A 25,440-nucleotide genomic window follows, 5' to 3' on the forward strand; every position below is an offset into this window, starting at 1 on the left:
CAGTTGCACCCGAACCTAGGGAGACGACCGCATGGGCGTCGATCAGCCCCCGACTCTTCTGCCCGATCCCCGGTGCGACTGGTCTCGTCTCGACCGGGCGGCGCGGGACGCCGCTTACGACAACAACGCAGCGGTGCCCGACAGCGCCGCGCAGGCGGCGGCCCGCAACGCGGCCTCCGCCGCCTACCGCGTGGCGCATCCCGAAGGCCTCGACATTCCGTACGGGGCTGCGCCGCGGGCCGCCCTCGACCTCTTTCCCGCCAAGGACCCGGGGGCGCCCTGCCTCGTCTTCATCCATGGCGGCTACTGGCAGCGCAACTCACGCGATCTGTTCGCGTGCTTCGCAGAAGGCCCCGCCGCCGCCGGCTGGTCCGTGGCGATGCCCGGCTACACCCTGGCGCCCGAGGCGAGCCTTACGGGAATCGTCGCCGAGATCGGCCAGGCCCTCGACTGGCTCGCCGCGAAGGGATCGGCCCACGGCATCGCCGGCCCCCTGATCCTGGCCGGCTGGTCGGCTGGGGCGCAGCTGGCGGCCTTGCACCTGTCCCATCCGGCCGTGGCGGCGGGGCTCGCGATCTCGGGCGTCTACGAACTCGGCCCCTTGCGCGACACCGGGCTGAATGACGCCCTGAAACTCACGGACGCGGAGGTCGCCGGACTCTCGCCCCTGCGCCTGCCCGTAACGGCCAAGCCCCTCGCCATCGCTTACGGAACCGCCGAGCGCCCGGCCCTCGTCCATGACGCCCGTGCCTTCCACGCCCTGCGCAGCACCCACCATGCGCCGGGGCCGCTCATCCCCGTGGCCGGCGCCGAGCACTTCTCGATCCTCGACGAACTGCGACGCCCCGGCGGCGTGCTGGTACGCGCCGCGACCGATCTCGCGAAGGGACTTTGCGCATGAGCGACGCGACGCGGCTTTCCGAAGGGGTCGGCGCCCCCCTGCCCCGCAAGGAGGACGACCGCCTGATGCGCGGACGCGGTCAGTATGTCGGCGACCTGCGCCTGCCCGGCCTGCAGGACGTCGCCTTCGTGCGCAGTCCTCTGGCGCATGCCCGCATCAGGGCGATTCACGTGCCGGAAGCGTTTCGAGGACAGGTCTTCACCGCCGCCGACCTGACCGACGTGCAGCCGATCCGGGCCGTCTCGGGCCTTGCCGGGTTCAAGGTCTCCGAGCAGCCGGTTCTCGCCAGGGACAAGGTGCGGCAGGTCGGCGAACTCCTGGCGATCTGCCTCGCGCCGACGCGGGCGGAAGCCGAGGACATCGCCGCCGCCATCGTCCTCGACCTCGAGGAATTGCCGGCGGTGCACGACATGCTCGCCGCGCGCGAACCCGGTTCGGCCCTGGTGCACGACCATTGGGGCGACAACGTCTTCCTCGAGACGTTCGTCGACGTGAACTTTTCCGCCGCCCTCGACGCCCCGATCAAGGTCTCGCGGACGATCTCGACGGGTCGGCAATGCATGGCGCCGATCGAGGGGCGGGGCACGGTGGTGCATCTCGACCATCGCATGGACCAGCTCGTGGTCCACACGGCGAGCCAGATGCCGCACATCGTGCGCAACGGCATCTCCGAGTGTCTCGGGATCGAGCAGGGGCGCCTGCGCATCGTCTCGCCCGATGTCGGCGGCGGCTTCGGCTACAAGGCGATCCTGCTCGCCGAGGATGTCTGCCTCGCCTGGCTGGCCTTGCGCGTCGGCCATCCCGTGCGCTGGCTCGAGGACCGGCGCGAGCACCTCACCGCCAACGCCAATTGCCGCGAGCACCATTACCGCATCACCGCCTATGCCGAGCGCGATGGCACCCTCCGGGGCATCGACTGCGAGGCCACCGTCGATTCCGGAGCCTACTCGGCCTACCCGTTCTCCGCCTGTCTCGAGGCGGCGCAGGTGGCGAGCATTCTGCCCGGTCCCTACGACTTCCCGGCCTATCGCTGCCGGACCTGGTCGGTCGCCACCAACAAGTGCCCAATCCTGCCCTATCGCGGCGTCGCCCGCACGGGCGTGTGCTTCGCCATGGAACTCATCCTCGACGCGGTCGCGGCCGAGGCGGGCCTGGAACCCTGGACGGTCCGCGAGAAGAACCTCGTGCGGGCCGAGCAGATGCCGTTCGACAACATCACGAACAAGCACTTCGACAGCGGCGACTATCCGCAGGCGCTGAGCCGCGCCCTGGCGGCCATCGACGTCGCGGCCGTGCGGGCGCGCCAGAAGGCGGGCGAACCAGACGGGCGCTGCATCGGCCTCGGGCTCTCGATCTACTGCGAGCAGGCGGCGCACGGCACTTCGGTCTATTCCGGCTGGGGCATCCCCATGGTGCCGGGCCACGAGCAGGCCGGCGCGCGCCTCACCCCCGATGGCGGCCTCGAACTTCGCATCGGCGCCCATTCCCACGGCCAGGGGCTGGAGACCACCCTAGCGCAGGTGGCGCACGAGATCCTCGGCGTGCCGGTGGCGCGCACGCGGGTGGTGCACGGCGACACCGCCATGACGCCCTATTCGACCGGCTCCTGGGGCTCGCGCGTGATGGTGATGGCCGGCGGCGCCGTGGCGGCGGCCTGCCGCGAGCTGGCGGATCGGGCGCTTCGCATCGGCGCCCACCTGCTCCAGGCCGATCCCGCCGCCTGCCGCTTCGAGGCCGGCCGCGTCGTCGGCCCCTCCGGCGATGTCGGCCTCGGGCAGATCGCCCACACCTGGTACCGACGGCCGCAGGATCTGAGCCTCGACGTCGATCCGGGCGGGCTCGAAGTCACCGCCGGCTACAAGCCGATGCGGGATTCCGGCACCTTCTCGTACGCCGCACACGCCGTGGTGGTGGCCGTGGACCCCGACCTCGGAGCGGTTGAGATCCTCGACTACTGCATCGTCGAGGATGGCGGCACCCTGGTGAACCCGCTCGTGGTCGACGGCCAGATCTACGGCGGCCTCGCGCAGGGAATCGGAACGGCCCTCTACGAGGAGATGCGCTTCGATGCCCGCGGGCAGCCCCTCGCCTCGACCTTCGCCGACTACCTCCTGCCGGGGGCCGCCGAGGTGCCCGAACCGCGCATCGACCACATGGCGACCCCCTCGCCCTACACCCAGTTCGGCGTGAAGGGGATCGGCGAGGGCGGAGCCATCGCACCCCCGGCGGCCCTCGCCAACGCCATCAACGACGCCCTGCGGCCCCTCGGGATCGCTTTGCTGCATTCGCCCGTGAGCCAGCACCGCATCGTCGAGGCCGTGCTGAGCGCCCGCGCCACCGCCGAACGCACGCGGAAGGCCGCATGAAGCCCGCCCCCTTCGCCTACGAGCGCCCCGGCGACCTGTCCGCCCTCCTAGCCCGGCTCGCGGATGCCCCGGGACGGGTGAAGCTCATGGCCGGCGGTCAATCCCTCGGCCCGATGCTGAACCTGCGCCTCGTCGAGCCCGACCTCGTCCTCGACATCACGGGCGTACCCGAACTCCGCCGGGCGGCGATCGAGGGCGACACCCTGGTGCTGGGGGCCTGCGTCACACACGCGGACATTGAGGACGGGCGCGTTCCCGACGTGACGAAGGGCGCCATGGCCCGGGTGGCGAGCGCCATCGCCTATCGGCCCGTGCGCAATCGCGGCACCCTCGGCGGCTCCCTGGTCCATGCCGATCCGGCCGCCGATTGGGTGACGTCGCTCGTCGCCCTCGGGGCCGAGGTCGAACTGGCCTCGGCATCCGGCCGGCGGCGCCTCGCCTTGGACGCCTTCGTCACCGGCGCCCTCGACGTGGCGCTGGCGCCCGGCGAGATGCTGGTCGCCGTGCGCATCCCCGGTCTTGGACCCGGCATCGCCTGGGGCTACGTCAAGCATTGCTCCAAGATCGGCGAGTTCGCCCACGCCATCGGGGCGGTGCGGCTCGATCCGGGTGCGGGCCACGGCCGCGTGGTGATCGGCGCCGTCGAGGGCGCACCCCTCTTGGTTCCGGAGGCGCGGCACCTGTTCGGCGGGCGGATCGGCCCCGATTTCGCCGACCGCTTCGAGGCCGCCGCCGCCGATGCCTTGCTGCGGGAGGCCGGCATGACCGACGCCGTGGCGCGCCACGTCCACGTCACCGTGCTGGCGCGCGCCGTCGCGCAGGCGGCCACGACGCTGTTCGCCCCCACCCGAACCGTCAGCGAGGCCGCATGAGCGCCGCATCGACCGCCCGTCGGGACACCTCCCTGTCCCTCGAGCTCATGGTGAACGGCCGGGCCCGGAGCCTGCGGGCAGAGCCGCGCACCCACCTCGCCGACGTCCTGCGCGATGGCCTCGACCTCACGGGCACGCATCTCGGCTGCGAGCACGGTGTCTGCGGCGCCTGCACGGTGCTCCTCGACGGCGAACCGGCGCGGGCCTGCCTCACCTTCTCGGGGGCCTGCGCGGGTGCCGAGGTCACCACCATCGAAGGCCTCGACGACGACGCGATCGCCGCCGAGTTGCGGGCTGCGTTCAACCGCGAGCACGCCCTCCAGTGCGGCTATTGCACCCCCGGCATGCTCATCGCGGCCCGCGACTTGGTTCTGCGTTTGCCCGAGGCCGACGAACGCCGCATCCGCGCCGGCCTTTCGGGCAATCTCTGCCGCTGCACCGGCTATGTCGGCATCGTCCGGGCGGTGCGCGGGGTCATCGCGGAGCGCCGCGCCCGGGGCATCGGCCCGACCACGGGCGGACATCGCGGCCTCGGCCCCGTCGGCGCCCGCGACGGACACGGCGTCGCGGCGATCCGCTCCCCGGTCGCGCATGCCCGGCCGGTCTCGGAGCCGCAGGTCGTCCAGGTGGTCGAGGATTTCGAGGCCGCCCATCGCTTCGAGCAGATCGTCACGGTGGCGCATCCGCCCGAGACCGTCTTCGCCCTGTTCGGCAACGTCGAGGCCGTCGCGGCCTGCCTGCCCGGCGCCGCGTTGACGGGCCAACCGGCGCCCGACACCGTCGAGGGCGCCCTCGAGGTGCGGATCGGGCCGATCGCGGCGCGGTTTCGCGGCCGTGCACGCCTCACGCGGGACGCCGAGACCCTGACGGGCCGCATCCTCGGCGCGGGATCCGATGCCGGCGGACGCTCCGCCACCCAGGGGGAAATCCGCTACCGCGTCGAGCCCGGCGCGGCGCCCGGCACCGCCAGGATCGTCCTCGCCGTCGGCTACACGCTCAAGGGACCACTTGCACAGTTCGGGCGGCCCGGCCTCGTGCGCGACCTCGCCGGACGCATCGGCGCCGACTTCGCCGCAAATCTCGGGGCGCATCTGTCGGGTGCCCCGGCCCCGGCACCCGCGGGCCTGAATCCCCTTCGCCTGCTCGTCAAGATGCTGACGGCGTCCCTGCGGCGGCGGCTCGCCGCCTCGGGTGCCCGAAGGCCGTGATCCCGCACCTCGAACCGCTCCCCAAGCTCGCCCCCGGAGACTCACCATGACGCGCAGCCTCACTCGCCTTCCCGCTCTCACCGTGGCGTTCATGCTGTTGTCGGGGGTCGCCCAGGCGCAGACGATCCGGATCGGGGTCAACGAACCTCTGACCGGCCCGTTCGCCGCGTCCGGCACCTACGTGGTCAACGGCGCCAAAATCGCCGCCGACGAGATCAACGCCCGGGGCGGCGTGCTGGGCAAGAAACTCGAACTCGTCATCGAGGACAACAAGAGCAACCCCACCGAAGCGGCGGCCGTGGCCGAAAAGCTCATCACCAGCGACAAGACCCCGGTGCTGATGGGGGCCTGGGGCTCCAGCCTCACCCTCGCGGTGATGCCCAAGCTCGCCGACTACGAAACCGCGATGCTTGTCGAGACGTCATCGTCGGGCAAGATCACCACTTCGGGCAATCCCTTCGTCTTCCGCATCTCGCCGCCTTCCGCCCTGGAGGCCGAGGCCTTTTCCCCGATGGTGGAGAAGCTCGGCCTGAAGAAGGTCGATTTCCTCGCGATCAACAACGACTGGGGTCGGGGGGCGGCGGCCGATTTCGGCAAGATGCTCAAAGGAAAGGGCGTCACCGTCGGCCTCGTCGAGACCATGGACCAGGGCGCGCAGGACATGAGCGCCCAACTGTCCAAGCTCAAGGGGTCGGATGCCGACACCCTGATGATCACCGCCGCCGTCGATCAGCTCACCCTGCTGTTCAAGCAGATGGCGGCGCTCGGCCTCAAGAAGCGCATCATCACCACGGGCGGCTCCCAGAACCCGGACCAGATCATCGCCCAGGCCGGCACCGCCGCCGAGGGCACGATGCACCTCACCACCTTCCTGCCCTGGTACCCCGAGAAGACCCCGAACCCGGCGGCGACCGCCTACTTCATTGGCGAGTGGAAGAAGCGCGGCTTCGACTTCGCCGGCGTCACCGAGAGCTTCCGGGGCTACGACGGCATCCGCGCCATCGCGGCCGCCATCGAGAAGGGTGGGGCCGCCGACGCCGCCTCCATCCGCAAGGGCTTCTGGTCCGTCGACTTCACCGGATTGAACGGGCCGATCCGCTTCGCCAAGGCCGGCCCGTCCGGGTCCGAGAGCGGCCAGAGCAAGCCCGACGTCTACCTCGTGAAGATCGAGGCCGGAAAAATCGTGGTGCCGACGCTCTAGCCCAACGCCCCCGTCCCGGCCGCCCGCCCCGGGGCGGCCGGGTTTCCGTCCGCTCCGGCGAGGCCTCCATGCCCGAATTTCTGCAGCACCTCCTCAACACCCTGATCCTCGGCGGTACCTATGCCCTTCTGGGCATTGGTCTGACCCTGATCTTCGGGATCATGAACGTGGTGAACTTCACCCACGGCGCCCTCTACACAGTGGGCGCCTACGTCATGTACATTGCCGTCACGGCCCTGGGCTTAAGCTTCTTCGCCGCCTTGCCGACGGCGATCCTCGGCGGCCTCCTGCTCGGCGCGATCCTCGACCTCGTACTGCTGCGGCCGTTGCGCGGCGCCGACATGGACACGACCATGCTGGTGATGATCGGCGCCGGCATCGTCCTGCAATCGGGCACGCTTTGGCTGTTCGGCGGCGTCGCGAAATCGATCCCGACTCCGTTCCCGGATGCGCCGCTCCAGCTCGGCCCCGTCTCAGTGTCCTGGCTGCGTCTGTTCGTGCTCGGCGCGGCCCTCGTGCTGATCGGCCTGACCTACGGGCTCATCAACAGAACCCGCCTCGGCCTCGCCATGCGGGCCACCTTCCAGGACCACGACACCGCGTCCCTCATGGGGGTCAACGTGCGGCTGATCTACACCGCCACCTTCGCCCTCGGTTCGAGTCTCGCGGCGGCGGCCGGCGCCCTCCTCGGGCCGGTCTACGTAGTGTTTCCGCAGATGGGCGGCATGGCCGAACTCAAGGCCTTCGCCATCGTGATCCTGGGCGGACTCGGCAACATCACCGGGGCGGCCATCGGCGGCTTCATCCTGGCGCTCGCCGAGGAACTGGGCGCCGGCTACATCTCGTCCGGCTACCGGGACGCCATGGGCTTCCTCATCATCATCGCGGTGCTCGTCTTCAAGCCGACCGGACTGTTCGCCAAGGCGGAGCGCATCGGATGATCCGGCATATCCCCGCCCTCGCCCTCCTGGCGGCACTGGCCGCCCTGCCATTCGCCCTCGGCCAGAACCCCTACCTGCTCAACGCGCTGATCACGACGGGCATCGTCACCATCGCGGCCATGAGCCTGAACCTGCTTCTCGGCTTCACCGGGCAGCTCAGCCTCGGCCACATCGCGTTCTTCGGTATCGGCGCCTACGTGAGCGCCCTCACCAGCCTTGGCTTCGACGTGGAACTCGTCGGCGGCGTCCGGGTCGTGCACGAGCCCTGGCCGCCCGTCGTCGGCTTTCTCCTCGCCGTGCTGGCAACGGCGGCCTGCGGCTACCTCGTCGGCCGACTCTCGTTCCGGGTGCGGGGTGCCTACTTCGTCATCGTGACGATCTCGTTCGCCGAGGTCGTGCGCCTCGTCGCCCTGAACTGGGTGGAGCTGACGCAGGGGCCCCTGGCGCTCACGGGCATCCCGCCCTTCAGCCTCGGTCTACCGGGCCTCGGCACCACGACCCTGCGGACGAAGCTGCAGAACTACTACCTCGTGCTCGTCGTCGGCACGCTCTGCTACGCCCTCATCGCCCGCCTCGTCGCCTCGCGCTTCGGCCGGGCCATGCGCGGCCTGAAGGAGAACGAATCCCTCGCCCTCTCCGTCGGCATCAACGCCACCCGCACCCTCACCGTCGCGGCGGTGATCTCGGCCGCCATGGCGGGGGCGGCCGGCAGCCTCTACGCGCATTACCTGCGCATCATCGATCCCGACGTGTTCCTGTTCTCCACCACCGTCACCATGGTCATCATGGTGGTGGGCGGCGGCAAGGGCACTTTGCTTGGGCCCATCGTGGGGGGCCTGATCTTCGGCCTGCTGCCTGTCGCCCTGCGCCCCGTCATGGTGCCGGAGGCGCAGTGGATGGTGTTCGGCCTCGTGCTGATCGCGATTCAGTTCGTGATGCCCAAGGGCATCGTCCCGGGGGTGGCCCGCCTCGTCACCCGCCGCCGTGCGTCCGCGGCCACGGCACCCCGCATCCCCATGGAGGTCCGGCCGTGAGCGACACCCCTATCCTCTCCATCGAGCATGTCGGCGTCCGCTTCGGCGGCCTCGTCGCCATCGCGGACCTGCATTTCGACGTGCACGCGGGCGAGATCGTCAGCCTGATCGGCCCCAACGGCGCCGGCAAGACCACGGCGTTCAACGTGATGACCGGGTTCCTCAAGCCCAGCCAGGGGCAGGTGCGTTTTCGCGGGACCAGCCTCCAGGGCCTGCAGCCGCACGAGATCGTCCGCCTCGGCCTCGGCCGCACTTTCCAGCGCACCAGCGTGTTTCCGGACGACACCGTGTTCGACAACGTAATGATCGGCCTGCACCGGCAGGGCCGCGCGCGGGTGCTCGACACCCTGCTCGGGCGCGACCGCGCCGGTGAGGCGCGCCTGCGCGAGCGGGCCCGCGACCTCCTCGACTGGGTCGGGCTCTCGGGGCGCGCCGGGGAGAAGGCCGGGGCCCTGGCCTATGGCGAGCAGCGCCTCGTTGGGGTGGCCCTGGCGCTTGCCACCGAGCCCGCCATGCTGCTCCTCGACGAACCGGTCTCCGGCATGAACGCTTCCGAGACCCAGGTCTTCGTGCGACTGATCCGGTCGATCCGAGAGCGGGGCATCACCCTCCTGCTCGTCGAGCACGACATGCCGATGGTGATGGAGGTCTCCGACCGCATCGTGGTGCTGAACTACGGCCGCCTCATCGCCGAGGGGCCGCCGGCGGCGATCCGCGCCGACCCCGCCGTCATCGAGGCCTATCTCGGCCACAGCAGCGCAGCTCTCCATCAAGATGGCGCCGGCCGCACGGCCGCGACGGAGACGATCGATGCTTGAGATCCGCGATCTCGTCTGCGGCTACGGAACGGTGACGGCCCTGAAGGGCCTGTCGCTCACCGTCGGGGAGGGCCAACTGGTGGCCCTGGTGGGCGCCAACGGCGCCGGCAAGTCCACCACCCTGCGGGCTGTCTCGGGGCTGATCCCGGCGCGCAGCGGCAGCATCCGTTTCGACGGCCGCGACATCACCGGGGCCGATCCGCGCAAGGTCCTGGCCGAGGGCATCGCCCATTGCCCGGAGGGGCGCCGGGTGTTTCCGCAGATGAGCGTCGCGGAAAACCTGGCCATGGGCGCCTATCTGCGCCGCGACCCGGCCGGCGTCGCCGCCGACCTCGCGCGCATCTACGGCGAGTTCCCCCGCCTCGCGGAACGCCGGCATCAGGCCGCCGGCACCCTCTCGGGCGGTGAGCAGCAGATGCTGGCCATCGGCCGCGCCCTGATGTCCCGCCCCCGGCTCGTCCTGTTCGACGAACCCTCCCTCGGCCTCGCACCCAACATCGTGGAACGCATGTTCGCGGTCATCCGGGCGATCTGCGACGCGGGCACGACGGTGCTTCTCGTGGAGCAGAACGCCTTCGCGGCCCTCGAACTGTGCGATTACGCCTACCTGCTGGAGACCGGCCGGATCGTGCTCGCGGGGCCGGGCGCGACCCTCATCGCCGATCCGCATGTGCGCCAAGCCTATCTCGGAGGCTAACCCGGCCTCGGCAGCCGACGGCGCACGCTGGGTTCATGCCTGCGGGCGCGACGCTCTCGCCAGCCGTGGGCTGGTGCCGGTCTTCGTGGCGGGCCGGCATCTCCTTCTCGTGCAGGACGGGACCACGCTCTTCGCAGTGGAGCGGGCCTGCCCGCACGAAGGCGCGGATCTCGCCCTCGGCCATTGCGCCGCCGGACGACTCCACTGCCCCCGGCACCAGGCGTGGTTCAGCCTCACCGACGGGGCGGTCTCGCCGGGATGGTCTTTCCGTGGTCTCGAAACCTTCGCGACCCGCCACGTCGGCGACGACGTGGAGATCCGGATCGGCCATGCCCTCGGTGCGAAGCCCGTCACCTGAGGATGCCGCGTCGGTGAGCCAAAGGTCTCTCACAAACTTCCGCTGCGCCGTGTAAGCGCGCGAGCGGGAGTGTTGCGATGGCGTCAGGGCAAATCCGTCCGATGCGTGAAGGCATCCGCGAGCGGAGAGGCTAGGCAGGTTTCGCAAAAGTGGTCACCGGTTTTGTGCCCAAAAGCTGCGACATACCAAGGAGCTAAGCAGAGTGAAGCGTTGGCCTGCCAACGCGAACCTGCTTAGGCACCCGTGGCCCCGGGCCGTTCCGGCGTGGGACCGGGCAGCTGACCGGCGGCGTGGGTCGCGATAGCGCCCGCCGTCGTCAGCCAGATCGCGTCGCGGTGACGGGCGATGTGTTCGAGGGCCCGGCGCAGGGGGCGCAGGCGGTTCGGCTGGCCGACGATGTAGGGATGCAGCGCGATCCCCATCACCAGCGGCGCGTGTTCGGCCTGCTTGAGCATCTCGTCGAAGGCGTCCACGATGGCGTCCGCGAAGGCGCGCCCGGTGTCCTTGCGGGCCACGATGGCCGGAATGTCGTTCAGTTCCTGCGGATAGGGCACCGCCAGGATGCGGCCGCCGTCGCGGGTTGCGAACCAGGTGGGCTGGTCGTCGTGGCACCAGTCGAGGAGGTAGCGGTAGCCCGCCTCCGCCAGCAGGTCCGGCGTGACCCGCGACTGCGAGATCCAGGGGCCGAGCCAGCCGGCCGGAGCCCGGCCTTCCTCGCGCGTCAGCACCGCCGTGGCCTCGGCGATGAGGGCGCGCTCTTCGGTTTCGCTCAGAGTGCCCTGCCGCTCGGCATTGGTGCGGCCATGCCCGACGATCTCGTCGCCGCGTGCGCGGAACGCCTCGATCAGGCCGGGGCAGTCCCGATAGATCCGGCTGTTGACGAGGATGCTCGCCGGTAGGTCAAGGACGTCGAACAGGTCGCGCAGGCGCCACGCCCCGACCCGGTTGCCCCAATCGCGCCACGCGTAGTTCAGCACGTCCGGCTGCGGCCCGCCGGGGGCGAGCTCCGCCCCGAGACCGCCGCCGAAATCGAAGGTCTCGAGGTTGAGGGCGAGGTAGACCGCGAGGCGCTTACCCCCCGGCCAGTCGTAGACCGGGCGGTCCGGCAGGGCGGAATAGGCGTAGCGGCCGTGACCGGACAAGGTCTGGGCGGCCGGGTTCTGGTCTGTCATCGGGCTGTCCACGGGAGATCGCTGCGTCGGATTCGGGGCGTCAGGCGGCGCCGAGATAGGCCGCCTCCAGTCCCGTATCGGCCTTCAATTCGGCGGCCGTGCCGGAGGTTGCGACCCGTCCCTGTTCCAGCACGTAGCCCCGATCGGCCACGGTGAGGGCCAGGGCCGCCATCTGGTCGACGATGAGGATGGTGGTGCCGGCGTCGCGCAACTCGGCCACGACGGCGTAGAGCGCATTGATGATGGCCGGGGCGAGGCCGAGGGACGGTTCGTCGAGGAGCAGGATGCGCGGGCGCGCCATCATCCCGCGGGCGATGGCGACCATCTGCTGCTCGCCGCCCGAGAGCAGGCCGGCGCGACTGCCCGCCCGCTCGCGCAGGCGTGGGAACCGGTCGAGCATTGCCTCGACCTCGGCCGGATCGACGCGTCCGCCCCGGCTCCAGGCGCCGAGCCGGATGTTCTCCACCACGGTGAGTTCGGGAAAGACCTGACGGCCCTCGGGCACGAGGGCGAGGCCGAGGCGCGCGATAGCGTGGGCGGGCAAGGCCCCGATGGCGGTGTCCTCCAGGACGACGGAGCCCTCGACGGGGCGCAACAGACCGGCCAGCGCCCGCATCGCCGTCGATTTGCCGGCGCCGTTGGAGCCCAGCAGCGCCACGGTCTCGCCCGGCCGCACGGCGAGGCCGATCCCGTCGAGGACAGGCGCGGCGCCGTAGCCGGCCCGCAGGCCGTGGGCGGCCAGGACCGTGTCGGCAGGGCCGCTCCAGGGGGCGGCGCGCGGCCGGGCCGGGGTGTCGGCGGCGCCGAGATAGGCGCGCAGCACGGCGGGGTCCCGGCGGATCGCGGCGGGATCGCCGAGGGCGATGGGGCGCCCGGCATCCATGACCAGGATGCTGTCGGACACCGCCATCACCAGGGGCATGTCGTGCTCGACGAGAATCACGGCGATGCCGCATGCGGCGATGCGGCGGAGCAACTGCCCGAGGCGGTCGGTCTCGGCCCGGGCGAGGCCGGCGGCCGGCTCGTCGAGGAGCAGCACGTGCGGCGCCCCCGCCAGCGCCCGGGCGATCTCCACCAGCCGCCGGTCGACATGGGGCAGTTCCGAGGCCGGTCGGTCGAGGGCGCCGGCATAGCCGACGAAGGCCAGGAGCGCCTCGGCCGCCTGCCGGTCTTCCGGGCGGTCGCGGCGCAGGAGGCGTCCCGGCGCGCGGGCGAGCCTCACGTTCTCGATGACGCTGAGGGAGCCGAACAGCCGCGTCGTCTGATAGGTCCGGGCGATGCCGGCGCGGGCGATGGCGTGGGCCGGCGCCCCGGCGAGGTCGCGGACACCGAGGCGGATCGTGCCAGCGCCCGGCCGGTAGAAGCCCGAGATCATGTTGAGGACGGTGGTCTTGCCGGCCCCGTTCGGCCCGATCACGCTGGTGACCGCGCCCGGGCGCGCCGTGAAGGCGACGCCCTGCGCCGCGCGGATGCCCCCGAAGGCGATGCCGAGTCCCTCGACCGCCAGGGTCTCGCGGCCGTCGCGGCGCAGGAAGTCGGGCGCGTCGGGTCCCCCGGCCGGCCGGGCATCCCGGCCGCGCGGCAGCAGGCGGGCGAGGCTACCGACGACGCCCTCCGGCACCAGCCAGAGTACCACCAGGGTGGTGAGGCCGAAGAACAGCAGGCGGTACTCGGCGAGCCCGGCCAGGGCTTCCGGCAGCAGCACGGTCACGAGGGCGCCGAAGACCGGGCCGAGCACCGTGCCCACCCCCCCGACCACCACAGCGAGGACGAACAGGATCGACTGGGAGAACGGGAACGAACTCGGCGCGATGAACAGCATCAGGGGCGGCAGCACCGCCCCCGCGAGACCCGTCAACGCCGCCGAGAGCGCGAAGGCGGCGGTCTTCACCCGAACCGGATCGAAGCCGAGGGAGGCGGCGGCCACGTCGGCATCGCGCACCGCCCGCAGGGCCTGTCCGAGGCGCGCGTGGCGCAGGCGATGGAAGCCGTAAAGGCCGAGCCCCGCCGCGATCACCGCCAGAAGGGCGAGTTCGCGCTCCGCGATCGCCGTCCCGAACAGGCTCGGGCCGGTGGCGACCACGAGGCCGTTCTGCCCGCCCGTCAACGCCCCGCCCTCGATCAGCACGTGCTCGACGAGGAAGCCGAACGCGATGGTGATCATCGCGAGGTAGGGGCCGCGCACCCGCATGGCCGGCAGGGCGAGGGCGGCGCCGAGGAGGGCCGACACGAGGGCGGCAACCGGCAGTGCGAGCCAGAAGCCGACCCCGTTCAGGGTCAGGATCGCGCTGGCATACGCGCCGATGGCGTAGAATCCGGCATGGCCGAAGGAGACGAGGCCGGCAAGCCCGAGGAGGATGTTGAGGCCGGTGGCGGCCAGCACGGTCAGGGCCGTCAGCGCGATGACGAAATGGCTGTAGCCGCCCGTCGCCAGGGCAAGGGCGAGGCCCGCGAGGGTGAGGCCGAGAATCGTCCAGGTCATGGCCGCCGGGGCGCGCAGCAGGGAGACCATGATCAGACCTTGTTGACGCCGGCGCGGCCGAGAAGGCCGTTCGGACACAGGGCGAGGGCTAGGATGATGACGGAGAACACCACGATCTGGGTGGCTCCGGAGCCGAGGGTGGCGGTGACGCCGGCCTCTAGGAGGCCGTAGAGCAGACCGGCCAGCACCACGCCCGTGGCCGAGCCGATGCCGCCGAGGATCGCCACCGCGAAGGCCTTGATGCCGAACAGCGCGCCCATCTCGGCCGAGACCGAGAACAGCGGCGCGATGAGTAGGCCCGCCGCCCCCGCCAGCACGGCCGAGAGGGCGAAGGCGCAGGCCACCGTGCGGGCGACATCGATACCCATCAGCCGCGCCGCCTCGGCGTTCTGCGCCACGGCGAGGAGGCCGCGCCCGAGTTCCGTCCGCTGGAACACGGCGCGGATCGCCAGCGCCGCCGCGACGCCCACCAGGGGAATCACGAGTTGCAGCGGATAAACGCCGGCCCCCAGGATCTCGACGGGGGTGGCGACCAGACTGGAGGGCAGGCTACGCGGCTCCTTGCCGAAGGTGAACAGCAGGGCGTTGTCGAGGATGATGCCGCCCGCCACGGTGGCGAGGAGCCACGCATCGGATCCGCGCGTCACGAAGGGGCGAACCAGAAGGCGCTCCACGGCGAGGCCCAGCAATGCGCAGCCGGCGAGCGCCGCCGCGATGGCGAGCGGCATCGGCCAGCCGAGGCGAACGGCGAACACATAGCCCAGCACCGCCCCGAGGGTGACGGCGCTCCCTTGCGCGAAGTTCACCGTGCCGGAGACCGCGAAGGTGATGTGGAACCCGAGCGCCACCAGCCCGTACATGCTGCCGAGGCCAAGGCCGCTGATGAGCGTTCCCGTCAGCATGGCGCCCTCCCGCCTCGCCGCACGGTGGAGCCCGCCCGGAGGCTCACTTCGCCACCGCGACGATCTCGCCGTTCTGGAAGCGCGCGAACACGTAGTCGTCCGGCCCGAGGGCATCGTGACGCTCCGGCGTGAACGGCTTGTCGTAGGTCTTGATCAGGCCGGAATAGCCCGAGATCTTGTAGAAGCCGTCGCGGACCTTCGGCCCCTGCGTGGCTCCGGCCGCCTGGATCGCCAGGGCGATGAGATGGGTCGCGTCGTAGGCGTTGGCGATGCCGACGGCGGGGGTGACGTCGGCCATGGATTTGATCGCCGGGTCCTTCGCCTTCAGGGCGTCGAGCACCGCCTTGGCCTTCGGGGCCTCGTTGCCCGCGAAGGTGAAGGTCTGGACGAAGTGCACCCGCGCGGCGCCGGGACCCGCGAGTTCATCGAAGCGCCCACCCGCCGGACCCCAGTGGGAGACCACCGGCACGGTCCAGCCCATACGGTCGAGGGATTTCACCACCTGGGCCGAGGGACCGACATTGCCGACGAGGAACAGGGTGTCGGCGCCCGCGTCGCGCAGGCGGGACAGTTGCGGCACCATGTCGATGTCGTTGGCCTCGAACTTCTCGATGCCGGCGGAGGGGAGGTTGGCGGCCTTCAGCGCCGCGACGAGGCCCTGCTGGTTCGATTCGCCCCAGGCGTTGTTGACGAGGATCGCGCCGGGCTTCTTCGCCCCATAGGTCTTCACCGCGTAGGCGACGAGGGCTTCGTCCACCAGGGCGTCCACGGCCGAGACCCGGAACGCGTAATTGTCGGCGGCCCCATTCCGGGTGATGCCGGTGCCGGCGGCCCAGGGGCCCATGAACGGCACCTTCATCTGGTTGGCGATGGGCACGATGGCCATGGAGACCGGCGTGTCGAGGCCCCCGATCAGCGCCACGACGCCGGCGCGCTGGATTAGCTCGCGGGCGGCGAGCACGCCCTTCGACGGGTTGGCCTCGTCGTCCCGAGCCACGAGTTCGAGGGGACGGCCGAGGACGCCGCCCGCGCGGTTGATCTCGTCGATGGCGAGGCCGATGCCGCGCGAGATCGCCTCGCCGGACTTGGCCGACTGCCCGCTCAGGGCCGTGACGAGACCGATCCGCACCGGGTCGGCGGCCCGGGCTGGGGCAAGGCCGATGACCCCGGTCAGCAGGAGCCCAAGGGCGAGGCGGCGGGTGAGAGGGCGGGCGTCGGGACGGCGGTGAGGCATGGCGATCCGATCTCGTATGTGGTCGACCTCAATGTGCAACGGACGTGCCAGCCGACGGAGTCTCGGAAACGCTTGCGTTTTCCGGCTTCGAGGCATGTCAGTGCATCGAATGCGTGCAGAACGCTTCAAAAAGTGCATACACTTAGTGCATGCGCAAGGGCCCGACCTTCGGCATGGTGTGCCCGGAACCGAGGAGCACCGGAGTCGAACCATGAGCGCGAACGAACCGAACCCCGCCGAGCGCGATGCCGCCATCGTCACCGCCTATCTCGAAGCGTCGATGGTGCCCGATCCGGAGGGCGCAGCGCGCTACATGGCGCCGGGGACGTCCATCGTGTTCACGGGCGGACGGGTGTTCGGGCATCCGAGCGAGGTGACGGCGTTCAATGCCGGCCGCTATGCCTGGGTGAAGAAGCGTATGGAGCGCCTCGACGTGGTGCCGGGCGGGGACGTTACGACGGTCTACAGCCTCGGCACGCTCTACGGCGCCTGGCCGGATGGGACGGCGTTCGAAGGCAATCGCTACGTCGACCGCTTCACAGTGCGGGATGGGCTGATCGTCGCCATGGAGGTGTGGAACGACAGCGCCGAGCGCCTGCTCGACCGGCACGGCCTCATGGGCTGACCGCCCGGGGGCGGCTTTCCCTCGGCCGCTCCCTCAAGCCTCGACATAAGGGGCAAGCAGGCGGACGAGGTCGTGCTCGCGCTGCGGCTCGGTCACGATGCGGGCCCGATCGGCCACGGCGTCGAGGTGGTGATCCATCAGGGTGACGGCGCGCTCGGCATCCCCCGCGACCAGAGCCGCCACGATCTCCCGGTGCTCGCTCACGGCGCAGTCGGAGGAATGAGGCCGGCTGTAGAGCGACAGGATCAGGGCGCAGCGGTAGCCGAGCTCGGCGACGTAGCGGATCAGCACCGGGCTGCCCGTCATCTCCGCGAGCAGCAGATGGAATTCCGTGGCGAGGCGGATCGAAGCGGCCTCCGGTCCGCCACTCGCCCGTTCCTCGCCCGCGATATGCGCCTCCAGGGCGGCCTGCCGCTCCGCGTCGAGTTGCCCGGCGAGCCGGCGCACCACGAGCCGCTCCAGGCTGATGCGCACATCGAACGTATCCCGCGCCTCCTCCCAGCTCGGGCTCGCCACGACGGCGATCCGGTTGCGGCGCAGTTCCACCAAGCCTTCGCTCGCCAGCTGGCCGAGGGCCTGCCGCGCGATCGTGCGGCTAACCCCGAACCGTTCGCCGAGCGCATCCTCGGGGAGGCGATCCCCCGGGAGCAGCGCGCGCTCGACGATGGCGCGGCGCAGGGACCGGCAGATCGTTCCGACGCGGTTGACCTCGTTGCCCTTCATGACCTCGCTCCGCTTGGACGTGCTATCTATCAGGAGACTGCGGAAGAAGGATCACCGAAGAGCGACGGGAGTCGTGGTCGTTGTTCCGGCAGATATCTGCGCGGCGGTACGATCGAATCCGAAAACGCGTTCCGCCCGCCTCGACCCAGCCGCTCCGGCGTACCCGGGTGGAGGGCCCGTGGACGATGCGGCGGTGGCGATACGCTTGGCCGAGGACGAGCGGATCTACGCAAGACCCGGGGAGCGTGCGCCCCTCGACGCCGATGTGCCCGCACCGTCGCCCGGCGTTTCTCGACGCGGCCCGGCGCTCCGGGCTGCCTGGATGGCCCTGGGCGCGTGGACGTCCGTGTCGGGATCGATGTCTGATAGTTATCTCGGAGCCGGCTATTCCGTGCTCAGGCGGCCCTGACGGCTGCGAGAAAGCGCGCGACCTCCGTACCGAGATGCTCGGACTGCCGTGACAGTTCGGAGGCGGCCGATAGGACTTGGCCGGCTGCCGCACCCGTCTCCTCAGATGCCTGTGCGACACCCGCGATGTTGCCCGTCACCTCGGTGGCCCGAGCCGAGGCCTCGGCCACGTTGCGCGCAATCTCCTGCGTCGCCATGCCCTGCTGTTCTACCGCAGCGGCAATCGAGGTCGCCACGCTGTCCATTTCACGGATCATCCCGGTGATGCCGCCGATCGCCGTCACCGCCTGGCCGGTGACACCTTGAACCTCGTCGATCTGTTCGGCGTTCCGACTGAGTGCCTGGACCAGGGATGCGGTCTTGGCGGCCTCACCCACCGCCGACTGGGCGAGCTGCGCAGTCCCAGAGACTTGACGGCCGATCTCTTGGACGGAGGAGCCCAGTTGCTCGGCGGCCGCCGCCACCATGCTGACATTGGAAGCGGCCTCCTCCGCGGCGCCGGCCACCGTGGTGGATTGACCGGCCGTGTCCTGAGCGATGGCGGTCATCTGTTGCGCGGTCGCCCGCGGTTCGGTCGCGGATGACAAAACCATGCCGATGTCGATTTATATTTGACGCAGTAAGGTCGGAAGGATTGCAACCCGCCGGTCCTCTTTCCGACGGAGAGAAGGTACCCTTGCGCGTTACAAACGTAGCCTTCGAAACCATGACGTCTGCCGAAGCCAGACGCCGTCTCGGAAGCAGGAAGTCGCGACGGAGTCGACCGCCCTTTCAGCCGTCCGACTCGGAGTGCCAGCGGGAGTTGGCGATTCTTTTTGGATCAACAGAGCGGCTTTCTTCGGCAAAAAAGTTCCGTCGTCGTAAGATCGAGACATCGACCCGCCGTGGCTTGACGATCATCACTACGGCCATCGGCACTGTATGCGCCGGCAGGCTGCGCAAGACCTCCGGCGTCCGGGCCCGGCGCCGGCCATCATGCGGTCCTGCGAACGAATTGAAGAGAACCGCCCCCCCCTGCAACGGGAACCGGCTGTCGCATCGGTATTCCTATCTGGTTCCGCATGGTCAAGACACTGACTTACGCCTGTTTGATATTCAAATCCACGTTGCCATAGCGCCCCATTGACAGTTAGAACCGTCTCAAATGCTATACGACCGATAAAACAAACTTCCGTAAACATAATATATTTGATGAATTTGTCGAATATATAATATTACCTGCGACGTTTCTGTCGAGCGAATTCGCCCTTGAGGAGTCAAGTTTGACAGGCCGACTTATGCAATAGGCTGTTGTGAGCATGCGCCCCAGCCCGTCACGACCTTACTTGACGCGGGCAAATTTCCCACGTACCCGCTAAGCATGGTCAGTCGGCGTCTTGGCCGGTTTGTCCCGGTCCATGGGCGTGCTGCGACCGCGGCTTGACCCGCCCTGCCCTACGGTCAAGAGGCTTCCCGTGGTGAATCCCTGCGCCGCGCAAGACCGTCGCGCGCCAGAACTTTTCCGAGACGACTCTGCCGCGAGCGCGACCATGCCTCTCTCCCACCCGGTCGTCGTAGGTGTCACGGTCTTCCAACCGGATGAGGCGCAGAGCGCCGCCCTCTGTCGCCGGGTCGAGGCCGATCCGCGCCGGACCGTCGTATTCGACAATGGCGGCCTGCCGGAGGCGGCGGCGGCCCGCCTTATCGGTGATGGAGCGCTGGTGCTGTCGGAGGGCCGGAACATCGGGGTCGGCGGCGCCCTCGATGCCATCGTCCGGACTGCGTCCGAAGCGGGCGCCCGGCAGGTGCTTCTCCTCGACCAGGACGCGGATTTCTCGGCCCAGCAGATCTCCGCCCTCGAGGCGGCGCTGGGGCGGCTGCAGGGCTCAGGCGTGCCGGTTGCCTTGGTCGGCCCGCGCCCGGAGGCGGCGCCCGGCCGCAAGGCACCGGCTTCGCCGCGCCGCCCGTACCGTTCCGATCACGGTTCCCTCGCACCGGTCGAGTACCTGGCGACCTCCGGGTCGCTCATCGACCTCGAAGCCTATGCGGTGATCGGCCCGTTCCGCAGCGACTTCTTCATCGACGGCATCGACCTCGAATGGTGTTTCCGTGCCTGGGCTGCGGGCTACGGCTGCTGGATGGATACGGGCACCGCCCTCCCCCACCGGGTCGGTGCCGGCGTGATCCGATCGGAGATCCTCGGCATCGAGATGCCGCGTCAGCCGCTGTTCCGCATGGAAGTCTATTTGCGCAACAGCGTCTATGCTTGGCGGCTGTCGCACGTGCCGCGACGCTGGAAGCTGCGTCAGGCCGCCTACCTCCCGCTCCAGATCCTGCTCTACTGGGCCGATGCGGGCTACCGACCGAACGTGCTCGCGCGTCTCGCCCTCGGCGTTCTCGACGGTTTGCGCGGCCGGCTCGGGCAGCCCCGAGGCCTGCCGTGAGCCACGCCGCCCTGCCTCCGAAGGCCCGGCCCGCCCTTGACGTCGTCATCGTCAACTGGAACGCCGGCCCCCTACTACGGGTCTGCCTCGACAGCCTGGCGGCGGCCGAGTCCGCGTTGGGCGAGACCCTCCCCCTGCGGGCCGTGATCGTCGACAATGCTTCGTGCGACGGCTCGCTCCAGGGACTGCCGCAGATGCGCCACGGCCCCGAGGTGATCGCCAATTCGGACAATCGGGGCTTCGGCCGAGCCTGCAACGCCGGGGCCGCGTGCGGGGATGCCCCCGCGATCCTGTTCCTGAACCCCGACGCCCGAGTCTCGCCCGCGAGCCTCGTCGGAGCTTACGCGGCGCTGATGGCGGATGCGGGCACCGGGATCGTCGGGGCCCAGCTCGTCGATGAGGCCGGCGCCGTGCAACGCTCCTGCGCCCGGCGCCCGACCACCCGCTCGCTGATCGGCCAGGCGCTCTTCCTCGATCGGGCACTGCCGCGCCTGCTGCCGCCCCACTTCATGACCGACTGGGATCACGGCGAGGACCGGGCAGTTGACCAGGTGATGGGCGCGTTCCTGATGATTCGCAGGTCGGTCTTTACGGCCCTGGGGGGCTTCGACGAGCGATTCTTCGTTTATTACGAGGATGTCGACCTCTGTGCCCGAGCCTGGGCGGCGGGTCTCGCGGTGCGGCATCTATCCGGCGTCAGCGTGCGGCACGAGGGCCAGGGCACCACCCGGACGGCGAAAGCGCATCGCCTCGCCTGCTTTCTCGAGAGCCAGATCCGCTACGCGGCCAAGCATCAAGGACGGACCACCGCCTTCGCCCTGGTGGTGATGGCCTTCGGTGCGCAGGTGCCGCTGCGCCTCATCCAGGCACTTGCGCGGCGATCCGTGCATGAGGCCGCCGAAGTGCTGCGCGGGGCGTCCCAGCTCGCCCGGGCCCTGCCGGGATTGCTGCGAGCGATCGGACATCCCGCAGCCCCGTGATCCATCCGTTCAGCGGTGGTCGGGGAACAATGGCGGGATCATCACAGGCTAAAAAAACCAGTCGCGGTCCTGGCCAGCCGGGCCGGGATTGTCTAGAGCATCACCTCGAAAGGTGGCTTCCGACTTTCACGAGCAATCGATGCGAGAACAGTGACTCCAGACCATGGACTCGAATACGATATTCGCGATCATGCTTTAAACCGAAAGAAAATCTCCAGACTATCCATGCTTCACGCAAAGAAGATCGCCGTCGTCCTGCCGGCTTACAATGCCGCAGCCACCCTGCGGCGTACTTATGCCGAGATTCCGCTCGACATCGTCGACGACGTCATTCTGGTCGACGACGCCAGTCGCGACGAGACCGTGGCGGTGGCGGCCGAGCTTGGCATCACGACGGTGCGGCACGCCTCCAACTGCGGCTATGGCGGCAACCAGAAGACCTGCTACCGCGTGGCTCTCTCCCGAGGCGCCGACATCGTGGTGATGCTGCATCCGGACTATCAGTATTCACCGCGCCTCGTCACCGCGATGGCCTCGATGATCGTCTCGGGCGAATACGACGCCGTGCTCGCCTCGCGCATCTTGGGCAAGGGGGCGCTGGCCGGCGGCATGCCGCTCTACAAGTACGTCGCCAACCGCGGCCTGACCTTCCTGCAGAACCTCCTGATGGGTCAGAAGCTGTCCGAGTATCACAGCGGCTACCGCGCCTGGAGCCGCACGGTGCTGGAAAGCCTGGCCCTCGGCCGCTGTTCGGACGATTTCGTGTTCGACAACCAGATGCTGGCCCAGGCCATGGACGCCGATTATCGGATCGGCGAGATCTCCTGCCCGACCCGCTACTTCCCGGAGGCCTCTTCGATCAACTTCCGCCGCAGCGTCATCTACGGGCTCGGCGTGCTGAAGACCGCTCTCGTCTATCGTCTGCACCGGTGGGGCCTCCGGGTCGACCCGCTCTTCGAGACCACCCCCGCCGCCCTGCGGGTGCAGCCGTGATGCGCCGCTTCCTGATCATCCCGTTCCTCGTCGCCGTCGCAGTGCTGCCTTTCGGGCTCGGCGTCGTCGCACCCGGTACGCCCGGAGATCTCGTCGCCTGGCTCTCCGCCTTGTGCGAGCGCCAGGGCACCGCCGGGGCGGTGGTGCTCATCGCGGCCCAAACCCTGATCGCGGCGAGCGGACTGCTACCCGCCTCGCTCCTCGGGATCGCCGCCGGCACGCTGCTCGGCACCGGGCCAGGTTTCGCTGCTGCGGCGACCGGCACGATGGCGGGCGCCCTCTTAAGCTTCGGGCTTGGCCGCACGCTGCTGAGCCGTGGCCTGCTTGGACGCCGGCCCGGCTTCCTTGCCCGCCGCAACTGGATCGCCTCCCTCGACCGCTCGGTGGCGGCGGAGGGGTGGCGCGTCGTCTGCCTGATACGGCTCTCGCCGGTGATGCCGTTCGCCCCGACGAGTTACGCGCTCAGCCTCAGCAGCGTGCGCCTCGCCGATTACTGCGTCGGAACCCTAGCGGCCCTTCCCGCGCTTCTCGTCTACGTGCTGCTCGGCGCCCTGGGGCGCACGGCGCTCGCCGGGCAGGCCGAGTGGCTCCACGGCGGTGTCCTGGTCGTTGGGCTCGGCGCCACGGTCCTCCTGCTGCGCAAACTGCGGCGCCTCGCCGGAACGCCGATCCCCGAGGGGCCGCCCGCCCCGAAACGGGCCGTCGCCCATGAGGGCGAGCCGCCATGATCCGCGGGATCGACTGGGCGGAACCGCGGCCCTGGCTCGTCGCCTTCGCGGCCCTCGGCCTGCCGCTCTGCCTGCTCCTCGCTATCCTCGTGCCGTTGGGCGAGGTGGCGGACGAATCCGCTCACTTGCTGCGGGCGGTGGCCCTCCTCGACGGCCAGATCGTCGGCCACCGCGAGACCCTGACCTATTCCGACGGCCTTACCCGTTCGGCTGCCGGCGTCACCCTCGATCCGGCTTGGGAGATCCTGAGTCGAGGCCGCCCCCCCGCACCGCACATGAACCCGGTGCCCGACCCGAGCCCGGCGCCGGGCCATCCCGCCTTCTTGCCGCTCTACACGATCGGCACCTATTTCCCGGGCTTCTACGTGCCTGCTGCCCTTGGGATCGGTACCGGGCAGGTGCTGGGGCTGTCCCGCCCCGAGGCGGCCATGCTCGGGCGACTCGCCAACGCGGCGGCCTACGGAACGCTCGGGCTCCTCGCCCTCGGCCTGGCACGGCGCGGCCGGGCGCTGCTGTTCGGGACCCTGATGGTCCCGATGAGCCTGTCTCTCGCGGCATCCTTCAATCAGGACGCCCTGATGATCGCCGCCTGCGCGCTCGCGGCTGCCCTTCTGACCGGGGATTCCGCGTGGCGCCGTCGCCTCGCCGCCGGACTGATCGCCCTCGTGGTGCTGGCCAAGCCGCCCTACGCGGCAATCGCCGCGATGTTGTTGGTACCGCTGCCGCCGCGTTTCTGGGCCAGTCCGGTCTTCTGGCGAAGGATGTCGACCACCGTGCTGGTGGTGCTGCCGGGGGCGCTCTGGATCCTGTACACAACACTCTTCGTGGCGACGCCGGTGCCGCGTTTCGCTTACGAAGCCGGACCGCTCTGGACCGGCCCTCGCCCGGCGTCGTTCATCGGCACCGATACCCGCGCGCAGGCTCTGGTGCTCCTCTCCCATCCCTGGCTGCTCCTCAGCCTGCCGGCGAACTGTCTCTTTGCCTTCAAACATGCCGTGCTGCTCGCCGCCGGCGCGATCGGTATCTTCGGTTGGCACGACAAGGCCCTGCCGTTTCCGATCTATGCCGCCTGGGTGGCCGGCGCCATCGGACTCGCCGGCCTGTGCCGGGCGATCATCCGGCCGCGCTGGGCGGATCTGACGCTCCTCGGCTTTACGGCCGTCCTCACCGCCTGGCTCATCGCGTTGTCGCAGTATCTGTCCTGGACCGATGTCGGCGAGGTGCGGATCTACGGTCCGCAGGGACGCTACTTCCTGCCCTTGATCCCGATGCTCGCCCTCGCGTTCGAGCAGGTGGCCCCGCCGCCTCGGGCCCGCTGGGCCTTCGCCCTCGCCGCCACCGTCGCGGCGCTCGACCTCGTCGTGGTGCCTTTCGCCGTCTTACGGATGTCTTGAGGGCGCCGGCGAGGCCCTCGGCGCGATCGAGGGGCTGGCGCAGGATCGCGGATCCCGCGAGATCGAAGCCGCCGGAAAAATCGTCCGCCACCACACGCGGAGCACCCTCAGCCGGCTTTTCGCACGTTCAGGACGGCACGCCATCCAATGCCGAGCATGGCCGTGAGAATCTCCGCCCTCGCATGGTGTCGTGGACGCAGCGCTGACAGGCGACGCGAAAGAACGGGACCACCCGGTCGTGAATGCCGACCACCCTGTCCTAGCTCTCCCGCCGATAGGCCCGCACGAACAGTCGGGGAGCCTCGACCAGATCGGTCCGATCATAGGTCCCGCGCCAGAGCGCTGGAATTCGGGATGCCGAAGGCGATACGCCATACATTCCTGGACGTCGGCTTCCGTCCCCGTCGTGGTCCAACCCTTCTGCCACCTCGCAAGATGCTTCGGATGAACACTGAACACTGAATGCTGAACGCAGCGGCATTCCTGCGATTCGTATTCACGCGGAACGTCTGTTAAGATCGAGGTAACCAAGCAGCGGACATTGATTTGCGATGTGGCATGATCGAGACTCGGAAAGCTTGAACGCGACGGCGGAAGCACCGGTGGTCCCGATCGAGGATCCGCTCTGGTATGACCGTGTCGAGCCTCACGAGGCTCCAAACGTCTATGAACTGATTCTTCTCGGTATTTTTAGTATAGGCGTATCAATCTACGACGGCCTCAAGACGCTCTTCAGCGTACTGAAGTCGGGCACTGTAATGACTTTCCGTGATACGGAGTCTTGAAGTCGGGATTGCCCTTGAAAGCAGCCGCCTGATCGAGAGCGGGGTCGGGCGAGTGGAGCTGCGACACCAGTCCACCTGCGCCAACAATCCAGATCCCATCAACTCGAGATCGTCTTCGCCCCATTCCTCGAAGAGTATGCGCGAAACCGATCGAACAGCAATCTTAATAATTTCTATCGATCCAACTTATTTGAA

Annotated in this window: 21 protein-coding genes and 1 pseudogene; 16 read left to right on the forward strand and 6 right to left on the reverse strand. The window is 69.5% G+C overall.

Annotation, left to right across the window (positions count from 1 at the left end):
* Positions 1-31 precede the first annotated feature (31 nt).
* The 10 genes from MFF01_RS14920 (at position 32) to MFF01_RS14965 (ending at position 10,396) form a co-directional block, all read left to right on the forward strand.
* The gene (locus MFF01_RS14920) at positions 32-901 is read left to right on the forward strand and encodes an alpha/beta hydrolase (protein WP_238226653.1); all 870 of its coding nucleotides are present in this window, start codon (positions 32-34) and stop codon (positions 899-901) included.
* Entirely contained in the window at positions 898-3,267 is a 2,370-nt protein-coding gene (locus MFF01_RS14925) for a xanthine dehydrogenase family protein molybdopterin-binding subunit (protein WP_238226654.1), read from the forward strand. The genes MFF01_RS14920 and MFF01_RS14925 overlap by 4 nt, the downstream gene beginning before the upstream one ends.
* Entirely contained in the window at positions 3,264-4,139 is an 876-nt protein-coding gene (locus tag MFF01_RS14930) for an FAD binding domain-containing protein (RefSeq protein WP_238226657.1), read from the forward strand. Before MFF01_RS14925 ends, MFF01_RS14930 begins: the two co-directional genes overlap by 4 nt.
* Positions 4,136-5,347 (forward strand): xanthine dehydrogenase family Fe-S subunit, encoded by a 1,212-nt coding sequence (locus tag MFF01_RS14935; RefSeq protein WP_238226659.1) that lies wholly within the window; start codon positions 4,136-4,138, stop codon positions 5,345-5,347. The genes MFF01_RS14930 and MFF01_RS14935 overlap by 4 nt, the downstream gene beginning before the upstream one ends.
* 46 nt (positions 5,348-5,393) lie before the next feature.
* The gene (locus MFF01_RS14940) at positions 5,394-6,548 is read left to right on the forward strand and encodes an ABC transporter substrate-binding protein (protein WP_238226660.1); all 1,155 of its coding nucleotides are present in this window, start codon (positions 5,394-5,396) and stop codon (positions 6,546-6,548) included.
* Between the two features lie 68 nt (positions 6,549-6,616).
* Entirely contained in the window at positions 6,617-7,489 is an 873-nt protein-coding gene (locus MFF01_RS14945; RefSeq protein ID WP_238226662.1) for a branched-chain amino acid ABC transporter permease, read from the forward strand.
* On the forward strand, positions 7,486-8,523 hold the full coding sequence (locus tag MFF01_RS14950; protein WP_238226665.1) for a branched-chain amino acid ABC transporter permease: 1,038 nt from the start codon (positions 7,486-7,488) through the stop codon (positions 8,521-8,523). Before MFF01_RS14945 ends, MFF01_RS14950 begins: the two co-directional genes overlap by 4 nt.
* The gene (locus tag MFF01_RS14955; RefSeq protein WP_238226666.1) at positions 8,520-9,341 is read left to right on the forward strand and encodes an ABC transporter ATP-binding protein; all 822 of its coding nucleotides are present in this window, start codon (positions 8,520-8,522) and stop codon (positions 9,339-9,341) included. The genes MFF01_RS14950 and MFF01_RS14955 overlap by 4 nt, the downstream gene beginning before the upstream one ends.
* The gene (locus MFF01_RS14960; RefSeq protein WP_238226669.1) at positions 9,334-10,038 is read left to right on the forward strand and encodes an ABC transporter ATP-binding protein; all 705 of its coding nucleotides are present in this window, start codon (positions 9,334-9,336) and stop codon (positions 10,036-10,038) included. Before MFF01_RS14955 ends, MFF01_RS14960 begins: the two co-directional genes overlap by 8 nt.
* The gene (locus tag MFF01_RS14965) at positions 10,010-10,396 is read left to right on the forward strand and encodes a Rieske (2Fe-2S) protein (RefSeq protein ID WP_238226671.1); all 387 of its coding nucleotides are present in this window, start codon (positions 10,010-10,012) and stop codon (positions 10,394-10,396) included. The genes MFF01_RS14960 and MFF01_RS14965 overlap by 29 nt, the downstream gene beginning before the upstream one ends.
* 233 nt (positions 10,397-10,629) lie before the next feature.
* On the opposite strand, the gene MFF01_RS14970 is transcribed toward MFF01_RS14965, so the two are convergent.
* The 4 genes from MFF01_RS14970 to MFF01_RS14985 are packed head-to-tail and all read right to left on the reverse strand — an operon-like array spanning position 10,630 to position 16,186.
* Positions 10,630-11,568 (reverse strand): polysaccharide deacetylase family protein, encoded by a 939-nt coding sequence (locus tag MFF01_RS14970; RefSeq protein WP_238226672.1) that lies wholly within the window; start codon positions 11,566-11,568, stop codon positions 10,630-10,632.
* Between the two features lie 40 nt (positions 11,569-11,608).
* Positions 11,609-14,080: a branched-chain amino acid ABC transporter ATP-binding protein/permease gene (locus MFF01_RS14975; protein WP_238226674.1), complete on the reverse strand. Its 2,472-nt coding sequence runs from the start codon at positions 14,078-14,080 to the stop codon at positions 11,609-11,611.
* Positions 14,081-14,082: 2 nt separating this feature from the next.
* Complete coding sequence (locus MFF01_RS14980) at positions 14,083-14,952, reverse strand: branched-chain amino acid ABC transporter permease (protein WP_238226676.1); 870 nt, start codon at positions 14,950-14,952, stop codon at positions 14,083-14,085.
* A gap of 43 nt (positions 14,953-14,995) precedes the next feature.
* On the reverse strand, positions 14,996-16,186 hold the full coding sequence (locus tag MFF01_RS14985; protein ID WP_238226678.1) for an ABC transporter substrate-binding protein: 1,191 nt from the start codon (positions 16,184-16,186) through the stop codon (positions 14,996-14,998).
* A 211-nt stretch (positions 16,187-16,397) separates the two neighbouring features.
* Here MFF01_RS14985 and MFF01_RS14990 point away from each other — a divergent pair, with 211 nt between their 5' ends.
* Complete coding sequence (locus MFF01_RS14990; RefSeq protein WP_238226680.1) at positions 16,398-16,811, forward strand: nuclear transport factor 2 family protein; 414 nt, start codon at positions 16,398-16,400, stop codon at positions 16,809-16,811.
* 33 nt (positions 16,812-16,844) lie between these two features.
* Here MFF01_RS14990 and MFF01_RS14995 read toward each other — a convergent pair whose 3' ends face one another.
* Positions 16,845-17,534, reverse strand: a complete 690-nt coding sequence (locus MFF01_RS14995; protein ID WP_238226682.1) for a GntR family transcriptional regulator — start codon at positions 17,532-17,534, stop codon at positions 16,845-16,847.
* Positions 17,535-17,929: 395 nt separating this feature from the next.
* Positions 17,930-18,541: pseudogene (locus MFF01_RS15000) on the reverse strand (methyl-accepting chemotaxis protein); the annotation flags it as partial.
* 930 nt (positions 18,542-19,471) lie between these two features.
* Between MFF01_RS15000 and MFF01_RS15005 the strand changes: the two are divergent.
* From MFF01_RS15005 to MFF01_RS15025, 5 genes are all read left to right on the forward strand, one after another.
* Complete coding sequence (locus MFF01_RS15005) at positions 19,472-20,365, forward strand: glycosyltransferase family protein (RefSeq protein ID WP_238226684.1); 894 nt, start codon at positions 19,472-19,474, stop codon at positions 20,363-20,365.
* Positions 20,362-21,345, forward strand: coding sequence for a glycosyltransferase family 2 protein (locus MFF01_RS15010; protein WP_238226686.1), 984 nt, complete (start codon positions 20,362-20,364; stop codon positions 21,343-21,345). Before MFF01_RS15005 ends, MFF01_RS15010 begins: the two co-directional genes overlap by 4 nt.
* A 225-nt stretch (positions 21,346-21,570) precedes the next feature.
* Positions 21,571-22,338: a glycosyltransferase family 2 protein gene (locus MFF01_RS15015; protein WP_238226689.1), complete on the forward strand. Its 768-nt coding sequence runs from the start codon at positions 21,571-21,573 to the stop codon at positions 22,336-22,338.
* Positions 22,338-23,066 (forward strand): TVP38/TMEM64 family protein, encoded by a 729-nt coding sequence (locus MFF01_RS15020; RefSeq protein WP_238226691.1) that lies wholly within the window; start codon positions 22,338-22,340, stop codon positions 23,064-23,066. The genes MFF01_RS15015 and MFF01_RS15020 overlap by 1 nt, the downstream gene beginning before the upstream one ends.
* On the forward strand, positions 23,063-24,460 hold the full coding sequence (locus MFF01_RS15025; RefSeq protein WP_238226693.1) for a DUF2142 domain-containing protein: 1,398 nt from the start codon (positions 23,063-23,065) through the stop codon (positions 24,458-24,460). The genes MFF01_RS15020 and MFF01_RS15025 overlap by 4 nt, the downstream gene beginning before the upstream one ends.
* The last annotated feature ends 980 nt before the right edge of the window (positions 24,461-25,440 follow it).

This window comes from Methylobacterium adhaesivum, assembly GCF_022179065.1.
GTDB lineage: Bacteria > Pseudomonadota > Alphaproteobacteria > Rhizobiales > Beijerinckiaceae > Methylobacterium > Methylobacterium adhaesivum.